This is a genomic window from Flavobacterium sp. KMS (assembly GCF_000813005.1).
Lineage (GTDB): Bacteria > Bacteroidota > Bacteroidia > Flavobacteriales > Flavobacteriaceae > Flavobacterium.
Genome location: NZ_JSYP01000014.1, coordinates 91,389 through 104,164 on the forward strand (window position 1 = coordinate 91,389; position 12,776 = coordinate 104,164).

The window sequence follows — 12,776 nt, forward strand, 5'->3', positions numbered from 1 at the left end:
AGATTTCATATTCGCAAGCCTTTTTTTTAAATAAATTTAAAGTTTTTTTTACTCTACTCTTTTGCAGCGTTTTAATTACGCGATGAAATGCTACATTTCTTTTGTAGTAACTTGGTATAGTCATACATTTGCATTTATAAATACTATACAATGGCAAGATTCAAAGAAAATGATTTACCAAAATCAAAAATAACCGCTACTTCACTCAATAAAGCAACCATAATATTTAAATACGCAGGAAAACACCAATGGAAATTTTATGTAGGATTGGTCTTCTTACTCTTTACAGGAGCAACTGCCCTAGCCTTTCCTAAATTAATGGGAATGCTAATAGATTGTGTTAAGAACAAAGACAATTCTGAGGCTAATATGATTGCGCTAGGATTAGTCGTTATCCTTTTTTTACAATCAATATGTTCATTCTTCAGATTATCATTATTTGTAAATTTTACCGAAAATACGCTGGCAAATCTTCGTTCGGCACTTTACAGTAATTTAGTAAAACTACCAATGTCGTTCTTTTCTCAAAAACGAGTAGGAGAATTAAATAGTCGTATAAGCGCCGATATTACTCAGATACAAGACACATTAACTTCTACAATTGCCGAGTTTTTACGTCAGTTTATATTAATTATAGGAGGAGTTATTTTATTGGCTACCGAGAGCTTAAAACTAACTTTATTAATGCTGTCTGTAGTTCCGCTTGTGGCAATTGCAGCAGTTATTTTTGGTCGTTTTATTCGTAAATATTCTAAAAAAGTACAAGATCAGGTTGCCGAAAGTCAGGTAATTGTCGAGGAAACCATGCAAGGAATTAGCATTGTAAAAGCTTTTGCTAACGAATGGTACGAAATTGCACGTTATAACGGGAAAATTAAAGAAGTAGTAAAATTAGCCATCAAAGGTGGTAAATACCGTGGTTACTTTGCTTCTTTTATCATCTTCTGTCTGTTTGGAGCAATTGTAGCAGTAGTTTGGTATGGTGTACGATTGAGTATTGCTGGCGAAATGAGTGTAGGGCAATTAATATCGTTTGTACTCTACTCTACTTTTGTTGGAGCTTCTTTTGGTGGAATCGCCGAATTATATGCGCAAATCCAAAAAGCTATTGGAGCAACCGAGCGTGTTTTTGAATTATTAGACGAACACCCTGAGAAAATAAACTCACACCAAAATTCGACTGCAATCGAAAAAATACAAGGAAATGTTACTTTCAAAAACGTACAATTTAGCTATCCGTCAAGAAAAGAAATCAAGGTTTTAAAAGATGTAAATTTCACTGCTAAATTCGGTCAGAAAATTGCAATTGTTGGGCCAAGTGGAGCCGGAAAATCGACAATCTCATCTTTATTATTACGTTTTTATGATATTGATGCTGGAGAAATAATTGTAGACGGAAAAAACATCTACGATTACGATCTAGAAAATCTAAGAGGAAACATGAGTATTGTACCTCAAGATGTTATCTTATTTGGTGGAACCATCAGAGAAAACATCGCTTATGGTAAACCAGACGCAACCGAAGAAGAAATTTTAATAGCAGCCAGACAAGCTAATGCGTTTAATTTTATTGAAGGTTTCCCTGAAAAATTCGACACTTTGGTTGGAGAAAGAGGAATTAAACTTTCTGGTGGTCAGCGTCAGCGAATAGCCATTGCACGTGCATTACTTAAAAACCCAAGTATCTTAATTCTTGATGAAGCAACATCATCATTAGATAGCGAGAGCGAAAAACTAGTACAAGAAGCATTAGAGATTTTAATGCAAGGAAGAACAAGTATAATCATTGCTCATCGCCTTTCAACGATTCGTAGTGCCGACCAAATTTTGGTTCTTGATAACGGTATTATTTCAGAACAAGGAACACACCAGGAATTAATTGCGTTAGAAAACGGAACATATAAAAACTTAAGCAACTTACAATTTAGTAATTCTTAAGTTTTAAAGATGAAATCTGGAAAGTAAAATCAAAAAAAAACTCCAATTTTCATTGGAGTTTTTTTTATGATTACTGAAAACTGAGACTAAAATCTACTATCCTTTTCTTCTCTTACGCTCTGTTTTTAAAAGCTCAAGTTCTCTATTAGTTTGTCCCGCAACCGAAGTGTTTTCTTCCGCTCGACGGATAAGGTAAGGCATAACGTCTTTTACAGGTCCAAATGGCAAGTATTTAGCAACATTATAGCCGTTTTCAGCAAGGTTGTAGCTAATATTATCACTCATACCGTATAACTGACCAAAACAAATTCTGTGGTCGTTACTTTTAATTCCTCTTTCCTGCATCAATTGCATTAAAGTATAAGAACTGTTCTCGTTATGTGTTCCCGCAAAAATAGACATAGTTTCTAAATGCGCTAACATATATAAAACTGCTGCATCGTAATTGATATCCGTAGCTTCTTTTGATTCACAAATTGGAGAAGGATAATTTTTCTCTTCTGCTCTTTTGTTTTCTTTTTCCATGTAAGCACCACGAACTAGTTTCATACCAATGAAAAAACCTTCTGTTTTAGCTTGTTCATGCAATTTTTTCAAATAATCCAAACGATCCCAACGGTACATTTGTAATGTATTGAATATAATTGTTTTCTCTTTATTATACTTACGCATCATTTCAGTAACCAATTCATCGGCTGCATCTTGCATCCAGCTTTCTTCAGCATCAATAAGTAAAGCCACATCATTTTTATGCGCTTCCTTACATACAATATCAAAACGCTCTACTACTCTATTCCATTCCGCTTGTTCAGCAGCGTTTAAAGTTTGTTTCTCTCCTAATTTTTCATACAATTCAAAACGCCCCAAACCTGTTGGTTTAAAAACCGCAAACGGGATTGCTTCACGTTCTTTGGCAAACTCAATTGTTTTTAAAGTCATTTTTAAAGCAGCATCAAATTGCTCCTCTTCTTCTTTCCCTTCTACTGAATAATCTAATACCGAACAAACACCTTTAGTGTACATTTTATCAACAACAGTAATACAATCGTTCTCGTTTACACCACCACAAAAATGGTCGAAAACTGTAGCACGAATTAATTTTTCTACTGGTAAATTTGCTTTTAAAGCAAAGTTAGTTACAGCCGTTCCTATGCGAACTAAAGGCTGATTAGCAATCATTTTAAAAAGAAAATAAGCTCTTTCAAGTTCTGTATCACTTTTTAACGAAAATGCAACTTGTGTATTATTAAATATTTTTTCCATTATTAGGGATTTTTTTGTGCAAATATAGAGAGAGTTTGAATACTTTTTTTGTTAAAAATTCATTATTTCACATTATTAAATGCCTAAAACAAATAAAAACAAGCTAAAAATGTAAATTTTCACTTAATAAAAAAAGCTATATTTGTTAAAGAAAAAATATTAATCGATAAAATGTTTTCTTATGGCAAACAATATTGACAAGCAAAATATTTCAGACACCGTTGTTATTTTTTTTACAATATCGCTTTTACTCACCAATTTCCTGCCCCATCCCAAATCTATCGATCTTCTTTATCCTCAGTTTTTATACCTATCGGGGCTAAACTTAGTAATGGGATTGTATTTTTATCTTAATCCAAATGTCATTTCCACCGATACCTTTCCGCTCTTAAAAAAGAGTTCTCTCCTAAGGCTATACCTCCTATTTATTATTCTTTGCGGCATATCTGCCATTAATACAAAAAACACAACTTTAGTTTTAGAGAAAATAACAGAACTAATCATAGCCTTTTGTTTAGTGATAAACTTCACCGTTTTACTAAAAAACAGACTTGATTTATTTAATAAAATTATTTTTATTGTTGGTATAACAGCCTTTTTACAATCCTGTGTCGAAATATACAATTTAAAGCTATTAGCTTCTCAGGCAACAATATCATTTGGGCTTCAGAATATGATAAAAACCACAGGAAACATTAATATTTTAGCTTCAAGCTTAACTATCAAAATCCCGTTCCTATTACTCGGAATCACTACTTTTTCTGGGTTTAAAAAATTATTTTCATACATCACATTATTACTTGTTCTCACAACCATCCTTTTAACTGCGGCGAGAGCAACATTTATTAGTATGTTTTTAATTTTTATTGTCTACATACTCTACTATCTAAAAAATAATTCGGTTAACAAATCTTCTTTAGGAACTTGTTTATCACTTATTATTCCGATTATTATAGCTGTATTTATTACCAATTTAGTTTTTGAAAGATCTGCAAACGAAGAACGTTACATATCATTAGGAAACCGGGTAGAACAAATAAATCTTAAGGATGAATCTATTAAAACCAGAATAACAATTTGGGGCAATTCGATACAATTAGCCAAAGAAAACCCAATTACAGGCGTTGGATTAGGGAATTATAAAGTAGAATCAATTCCGTATGAGAAAACATTAGATAACAATTCTTCTATTTCTCTACACTCTCATAATGATTTCCTGGAAGTTGCTGCCGAAACAGGAATCTTAAACGGCTTGATTTATCTATCCATTTTTATTCTTATTACTTTTATCAATATAAAAAGAATCTTCAAATCAGCTGAAACTAACCGCAAAACAATTGCCTTACTAACCTTGATGATGACGATTGTTTATGGAGTCGATTCAGCTATAAACTTCCCGATGTTTCGTCCTGCAATGCTAATTTTCTTGTGTTTAATATTCGTATTAACAATCATTAATACTCCACCTCCATCAAGCCTTGAATTTGAAACTAACAAAAGTAAATCCTATTTAATACTGATTATAATAAGCATAATAACTAGCTATTTTGCCTTTTTAAACAACAAAGCATCAAATCTTGAATATTTAATCCAAAAAGATGTTGAAAGTTTATTTGCTACAAATAACCTAACTGGTGATGAACTACTTAAGAGAATACCAAAATATAAAAATACACTTAGCACAGCCGAATCATTTTATGAATATGCTGGTATTTATTATACGAACGAAAAAAGATATGACGACGCATTAAAATACCTTTCGAAAGCTGATAAAATAAATCCTCATTTCGGGCGAATCTTCTTTTATAAAATGGTTATATCGAATGCAAAAGGAAACATAGACAGCGCTTATATCTATGCAAAACAGGCGTTTTATTTACGACCTCGAAATGTAAATTTCTTTAAAATGTCTGCACAATTTGCACGTGCTAAAAACGATACTTCAGAGATATTTAAAGAACATAACCTCTTTATTAAATACCGAAACATTCCCGAAGCATGGGGAATTGCCGCAGAGGAACTACAAAAAAGTAATTATAACAGCTCCAAATTACTCCGTTTTATAGACAACGGTTTGCGATACCATCCTGCCGACACTCTATTAACAAGACAGAAAAACAACATTTTAATTCAAAAATATACCAACGAAGGTCGAGATTTATTCCTGAAAAATGATTTAAAAAAGAGTCTTGAATTATATCAGAAAGCATTAAAAATCGACCCAAATAATCCCGATACAATGCAAAACTTAGCATTCTATTATTATAGTTTGGGCAAATACCAAGATGCTAAATCATATTTTCTGGAAGCATTAAAACGTCGTGAGTTTAAATCTGGACGTACCGAATTTTTTATAGGTAATTGTTACTTAAAAACTAATGAAAGAGAAAATGCCTGTAAGTACTTTACTATCTCTAAATCCAAAAACTTTCCTGATGCTCAACAACAATTAAATCTAAACTGTAAGTAATACAACTAATTATAAAAATAAAACAACCTCTTTTACGTTTCATTTCATTACTTTTAACAGAAAAGTAAGTTGTTTGTTATTGAATATTTTTTCTCTTATTAGTTAGTATTTTATGCAAATTAGAGAATGAGTTTGAATATTTTTTAGTTTAAAATACCTTATTTTTGCGCTTTCAATTAACTACAGAAAACATGCAATCAATTCACGCCAATAATTATCCGATACATTTTAATCAAAATGCATACGAAGCTTTAAATAATCATTTAAAAGAAAATAAGTATTCAAACCTGTTCATTGTTGTAGATACTGACACAAATGAATATTGTTTACCTAAATTTTTACCTTTATTAGGAACGGACTTAACTATCGAAATTATCGAGTTTGAATCGGGCGAAATCAATAAGAATATTGAAACTTGCATCGAAATATGGAAAGTTCTAACGGAGCTTGGTGCTGATAGAAAAACATTGGTTATTAATCTTGGTGGTGGCGTTGTTACCGATTTGGGTGGTTTTGTAGCTTCAACATTTAAACGTGGAGTTGATTTTATACACATCCCAACTACTTTATTATCTATGGTTGATGCATCTGTAGGTGGTAAAAATGGTGTTGACTTAGGAAATTTAAAAAACCAGATTGGTGTAATCAATGTACCTAAAATGGTATTAATTGATACGCAATACCTAGAAACTCTACCTCAAAGCGAGATGCGTTCTGGTCTTGCCGAAATGCTAAAACACGGATTAATTTATGATGCTGCATATTGGGAGAAATTTTTAGATTTAAAAGCTATCGATTTTGCAGATCTTGACGAGTTGATTTATCGCTCGGTAGAGATTAAAAACGAGATTGTAATGCAAGATCCTACTGAAAAACATATTCGTAAGGCTTTAAATTTCGGACATACATTAGGACATGCTATCGAAAGTTACTTTTTAGAGAATGAAAATAAGAAAACATTACTACATGGTGAGGCAATTGCTATAGGTATGATTCTGGAAAGTTACATATCATTACACAAAAATTTAATTACAAAAGAGGAATATTCACAGATAAAATCGGCTATAAAATCTATTTATGACGATGTTATTATTGAAGAAAATGATATCGAACCTATCTTAGAATTACTAATTCATGATAAGAAAAACGAATATGGTTTAATTCAGTTTGCATTAATAGAAGGAATCGGGAAAATAAAGATCAATCAATCGGTTGAAAATGAATTAATTCTTGAGTCCTTTCAAGATTACAAATCTTAACGTATTTTTTAATAAAAAAGCTTTGCTTTACGTATATAATATTTTTTACATTTGCAGCGTGAAAAAAAATCAAAAACAAAAAGAATTCCGTTCATACAAGAACCAAGTCAATACTTCATTCCTGAGGATATTGAACCGTTTTTATAATATAAAAGGAAACTATTGTTTTGACCTGTTTCAATGTACAAAAGCGGAGCACGAGAAACTACAAATCGTGTATGCAAATATTCGGGTTTGAATTTTAGATTATTTTATTGTTTACCACATAATTTAATTTAAAATATACATATCTCAATGAATACAAAATATTCTGATTTAATCAATCAAACTTATTACTTTCCTCAAGAGGAATTTACTTTAAACAAAGACAACCTTCAATTCCACAACATCGATTTGATGAAATTAGTAGAGAAATATGGTACGCCATTAAAATTTACTTATTTACCTCAAATTTCTAACAATATCAACAAAGCAAAAAGTTGGTTTAGAAAATCGATGGAAAAAAATAAATACGAAGCTAAATACTATTACTGCTATTGTACTAAAAGTTCGCATTTTGAGTTTATCATGAATGAAGCTTTCAAAAACAATATCCATATAGAAACTTCTTCGGCGTTTGATATCAATATCGCGGAAAATTTATTGGAGAATGGCAAGATTAACAAAAATACACATATAATATGTAATGGTTTTAAAAGAGACCAATACGTAACTAATATTGCAAGACTTATAAATAATGGTCATAAAAACACCATTCCAATAATTGATAATTACGAAGAACTTGATTTGCTTCAGGCAGAAATAAAGGGTAAATTTAAAATCGGAATTAGAATTGCTGCCGAAGAAGAACCAAAATTTGAGTTCTATACTTCGAGATTAGGAATTGGATACAAAAATATTGTTCCTTTTTATAAAAAAGAGATCAAAGAAAATAAAAATTTGGAACTAAAAATGTTGCACTTTTTTATTAATACAGGTATCAATGACAATGCATATTACTGGAATGAGTTGGTAAAATGTATTAAAGTTTATGTAGCATTAAAAAAGGAATGCCCTACTCTAGATGGTTTGAACATCGGAGGTGGATTCCCAATTAAAAACTCATTGGCTTTTGAGTACGATTACCAATATATGATTGATGAAATTATCAATCAAATTAAAATTGCTTGTGATGAAGCTGAAGTAGATGTTCCTAATATTTTTACTGAATTCGGTTCATTTACCGTAGGTGAAAGTGGTGGTGCGATTTATCAGATTCTTTACCAAAAACAACAAAATGACAGAGAAAAATGGAATATGATTGATTCTTCTTTCATAACTACTTTACCTGACACTTGGGCAATTAACAAACGATTTATTATGCTGGCTGTAAACCGGTGGAATGATACTTACGAACGGGTTCTATTAGGCGGACTTACTTGTGATAGTGACGATTATTACAATTCCGAACAAAATATGAATGCCATTTACTTACCTAAATATAATAAAGAAAAGCCTTTATATATTGGTTTCTTCAATACAGGAGCTTATCAGGAAACGATTGGTGGTTATGGAGGATTACACCACTGTTTAATCCCACAACCTAAGCACATTTTGATAGATAGAGATGAGAATGGATTTTTGGCAACTGAAGTCTTTTCAGAAGAGCAAACATCAGATCAAGTATTGAAGATATTAGGGTACAGTAAAAAACAATAAAAAAAATCGCAAATTGTACTATATTTTTATAAATTTTATTAATTTGCATAACAATCTTTAAGGGTTTTTATAACCTTTGAATTCAAAAAAAAAAAAAAGAAAAAATGAAAGGACCAATTAGTCAGTTTATTGAAAAACATTATTTACACTTTAACTCTGCATCTTTAGTTGATGCTGCAAAAGCATACGAGCAACAATTGGCAAATGGAGCCAAAATGATGGTAAGTATGGCTGGAGCAATGAGTACTGCCGAAATTGGAAAGATTTTTGCCGAAATAATTCGTCAGGACAAAGTTCAAATCATTTCTTGTACAGGTGCAAATCTAGAAGAAGACATCATGAATCTAGTAGCACACTCTCACTACGAAAGAGTGCCAAACTATCGTGATTTAACTCCTCAGGATGAGTGGGATTTATTAGAGAGAGGATTAAACAGAGTTACAGATACTTGTATCCCTGAGCATGAAGCATTCCGTCGTTTGCAAAAACATATCTACAAAATATGGAAAGATGCAGATGATAAAGGAGAGCGTTATTTCCCACATGAATTCATGTACAAAATGTTACTTTCTGGTGTATTAGAAGAATACTACGAAATTGACTTAAAAGATAGCTGGATGTATGCTGCAGCAGAGAAAAATTTACCTATTATTGTACCAGGATGGGAAGATAGCACAATGGGTAACATTTTCGCTTCATACGTAATCAAAGGTGAATTAAAAGCATCTACGATGAAATCTGGAATCGAATATATGGTTTTCTTATCAGATTGGTACCCTAAAAATAGCACTAACGGAATTGGATTTTTCCAAATTGGTGGTGGTATTGCTGGAGATTTCCCGATTTGTGTGGTACCAATGTTATACCAAGATATGGAAATGCACGATGTTCCGTTTTGGAGCTATTTCTGTCAAATTTCAGACTCAACAACCAGTTATGGTTCATACTCTGGAGCCGTTCCTAATGAAAAAATCACTTGGGGTAAATTAGATATTAAAACGCCTAAGTTCATTATAGAGTCAGACGCTACCATTGTAGCACCGTTAATTTTTGCATATTTATTAGATTTATAGAATAACTTTATGAAAAGAGTAATAGTTGATTACGCTAAACTTACCAATGAAATTTTAAACTTATTAGTTGATAAATTTCCTGATGGTTATGATGATTCGGATGTTATCCGTTTTAGAAATGCTAAAAACGAATTGATAGAAGCCGTTGAAGTACGTACAGAAGATACTATCTATTTAGTAAAAATTAGTACTAAACTTGCTGATAGAATTGAAAATTACGATGAAGATGATGAAATCGATGCAGATGTTGACACAATCGAACCAATAAAAGGTCTTGATCTAGACGACGACGCTGCTGACGATGATGACGATGAAGATGAAAACTTAGACAAGCCAGATCTTGACGGAGATGATGACGATGAAGACCGTGAGAAAGATATCGCCGATGAGGATGATGACGAAGATGATGAAGATTAATTAATCTGAATATTTCAAAATAAAAAAGGAACTCATATTATGAGTTCCTTTTTTATTTAGTAAATTACCTACAAAAATACAAGCCAATGAAAACAGAAATATTACACGCCAAACTAAAAGAAAATTTTGGATTTGAAAAATTCAGACCAAACCAGGAAGATATTATAAATACGATACTTTCTGGTCGGGATACTTTAGCAATTATGCCAACTGGTGGAGGAAAATCTATCTGTTTTCAGTTACCAGCATTAGTATTACCAGGAATTACAATCGTTATTTCTCCACTTATTGCCTTGATGAAAGATCAAGTCGATAGCTTGAAAGCAAACGGAATTGCTGCTTGTTTTATAAACAGTAGCCAATCTGAGCAAGAGCAACAATTTTATATGGAAAGCTTAAAATCTAACACTATAAAGTTGGTTTACATAGCTCCCGAAAGCTTATCTTATCTAGATATTATTTTTAATCAATTAACGGTAAGCTTAATAGCAATAGACGAAGCGCATTGTATCTCGGCTTGGGGACATGATTTTCGCCCTGCTTATACTAATTTAGGATATCTAAAAAATCGCTTCCCCTCTACTCCTGTCCTTGCATTAACGGCAACTGCCGATAAAGCGACGAGAACCGACATTACAAAACAACTAAATTTAAATAACCCAAAAACGGTTGTTGCTTCTTTTGATAGAAAAAATTTAAGCCTGGAAGTACGTCCTGCTCTCGACAGAGTAAAACAAATTATTGATTTTATCGAAAAGAAACCTCACGAATCTGGAATTGTTTATTGCCTAAGCAGAAAAACAACCGAAGAACTTGCAGGAAAATTACAGAAAAGAGGGATTAACGCCAAAGCATATCATGCCGGTCTAGATAATAAACTACGTTCTAAAACTCAGGATGATTTTATAAACGACGATTGCCAGGTTGTTTGTGCCACAATTGCTTTTGGGATGGGAATCGATAAATCAAATGTTCGTTGGGTAATTCATTACAATTTACCTAAAAATATAGAGGGTTATTATCAGGAAATCGGAAGAGCTGGTCGTGATGGTTTGCCATCAGAAACTATTTTGTTCGAAAGTTACAGCGATGTTATTCAGTTGCAAAAATTTGCTTCTGAAGGTTTAAACGCCGAAGTACAACTTGCAAAATTAGAACGAATGAAACAATATGCGGACGCTTTAAGCTGTCGCAGAAAAATATTACTTTCTTATTTTGGCGAATTAGTAAATGAAAACTGTGGTAACTGTGATATTTGCAAAAATCCTCCTAAGTTTTTTGATGGAACCGTTATTGCTCAAAAAGCGCTATCAGCCATTACACGTTTACAAGAAAAAGAAACTTTAGCAGTAATTGTCGACTTTCTTAGAGGTTCTAAAAACGCTCATATTTACGAAAACGAATATCAGAACTTAAAAACTTATGGTATTGGTGCCGATATTTCTTGGTACGATTGGAACCAATATTTGATTCAGTTGATCAATTTAGGCTATTGCGAAATTGCTTTTCACCAACACAATAAAATTTTACTGACTTCTTTTGCTAAAAAAGTATTGTTTGAAGGAGAAAAAGTTCAGCTTACAACCGTAGTTAAGAAAGCTATTGAGCAAATTGAAATACAAGAAAAAGCTACTAAAGCTAAGCCAAATTCTCTTTTTGAAATACTTAGACAATTGCGCTACAAAATCTCTAAAGAAGAAGAAGTCCCAGCTTATGTAATTTTTAGCGATGCTGTTTTAAGGCAAATGGAATTATTACGACCAATGAGCGATGATGAACTTATCGCAATTGACGGAGTCGGAAAAGCCAAACTCGAGAAGTATGGTTCCGATTTTGTAAATGCTATAATCGATTTTTTCAAAAACAAAAAAGCTCCAAAGGCAAAATCTAAAAAGGAAAGCAGCACATATAAAGTAACCTTAGAGTTATTTCAGGAAGGCATTTCTATTGAGGCTATCGCAGCAAAAAGAAAACTTGGTATTTCGACAATTGCATCTCACTTAGCCAAGCTATATGTTGATGGGCATGATATTAATTTATCTGATTATGTCTCTGATGCCGAAGTTATCCAGATAAGAAAAGCCCAAGTAAAACTTGAAAATCCTGAAACTCTAAAGCCATATTATGACTTTTTTGAAGAGCAAATTTCTTATGATAAAATACGCTTAGGTCTGGCGATTATTGAGAAGAATTATTAAAATATGATGAATTCACGTACTCATTAAACGATATTACACCTCTAAATCTTTGTCAAAGTTTTGAACTTTGACAAAGATTATTGTGTTTCTTACAGAGATTTATCGCACTCAAAAAAGCAAGTTTGCAGAAAATTATCTATCAAAATTGAGACGAATACTATTTTTATTCGTTTAAAAAATCCGTTTTATCAACGTTTTTGCTTTAGCAAATCCGTATCATCTGCGTTCCTTTAAGACTTTCTAGCGGAATCGAAGGACACAAACTACTCGCGTATCAACAAAAACAAGACAAATTGCAATTACTCTTCGACTCGACTCAGGAGGACAAATTTGAAATTTTAATCACAAAATTTTTTATAAACTAGGATAATCCTTAGCCCTGATGGGAACGGCATCCTTTTTATTTTTCCTTTAAAAATAAAAAGATATAGTGTCCCGATAACTATCGGGAAGCAGGAAT

General features: G+C 32.2%; 8 protein-coding genes. 7 read left to right on the top strand and 1 reads right to left on the bottom strand.

Annotated elements, in window-relative coordinates:
• Nucleotides 1–150 precede the first annotated feature (150 nt).
• Entirely contained in the window at nucleotides 151–1,938 is a 1,788-nt protein-coding gene (locus tag OA93_RS15030) for an ABC transporter transmembrane domain-containing protein (protein ID WP_039114206.1), read from the top strand.
• Between the two features lie 96 nt (nucleotides 1,939–2,034).
• On the opposite strand, the gene OA93_RS15035 is transcribed toward OA93_RS15030, so the two are convergent.
• The gene (locus tag OA93_RS15035; protein WP_039114207.1) at nucleotides 2,035–3,201 is read right to left on the bottom strand and encodes a proline dehydrogenase family protein; all 1,167 of its coding nucleotides are present in this window, start codon (nucleotides 3,199–3,201) and stop codon (nucleotides 2,035–2,037) included.
• A 181-nt stretch (nucleotides 3,202–3,382) separates the two neighbouring features.
• Here OA93_RS15035 and OA93_RS15040 point away from each other — a divergent pair, with 181 nt between their 5' ends.
• The 6 genes from OA93_RS15040 to recQ all read left to right on the top strand — a co-directional run bounded on the left by OA93_RS15040 (nucleotide 3,383) and on the right by recQ (nucleotide 12,316).
• On the top strand, nucleotides 3,383–5,671 hold the full coding sequence (locus OA93_RS15040; protein ID WP_039114208.1) for an O-antigen ligase family protein: 2,289 nt from the start codon (nucleotides 3,383–3,385) through the stop codon (nucleotides 5,669–5,671).
• A 191-nt stretch (nucleotides 5,672–5,862) separates the two neighbouring features.
• Nucleotides 5,863–6,930, top strand: coding sequence for a 3-dehydroquinate synthase (gene aroB / locus OA93_RS15045; protein WP_039114209.1), 1,068 nt, complete (start codon nucleotides 5,863–5,865; stop codon nucleotides 6,928–6,930).
• Nucleotides 6,931–7,224: 294 nt separating this feature from the next.
• Nucleotides 7,225–8,628, top strand: coding sequence for a decarboxylase (locus OA93_RS15050; protein WP_039114210.1), 1,404 nt, complete (start codon nucleotides 7,225–7,227; stop codon nucleotides 8,626–8,628).
• A gap of 104 nt (nucleotides 8,629–8,732) precedes the next feature.
• Nucleotides 8,733–9,701 (top strand): deoxyhypusine synthase family protein, encoded by a 969-nt coding sequence (locus OA93_RS15055; protein WP_039114211.1) that lies wholly within the window; start codon nucleotides 8,733–8,735, stop codon nucleotides 9,699–9,701.
• 9 nt (nucleotides 9,702–9,710) lie between these two features.
• Entirely contained in the window at nucleotides 9,711–10,118 is a 408-nt protein-coding gene (locus OA93_RS15060) for a hypothetical protein (protein WP_039114212.1), read from the top strand.
• 86 nt (nucleotides 10,119–10,204) lie between these two features.
• On the top strand, nucleotides 10,205–12,316 hold the full coding sequence (recQ, locus tag OA93_RS15065) for a DNA helicase RecQ (protein ID WP_039114213.1): 2,112 nt from the start codon (nucleotides 10,205–10,207) through the stop codon (nucleotides 12,314–12,316).
• Nucleotides 12,317–12,776 lie beyond the last annotated feature (460 nt).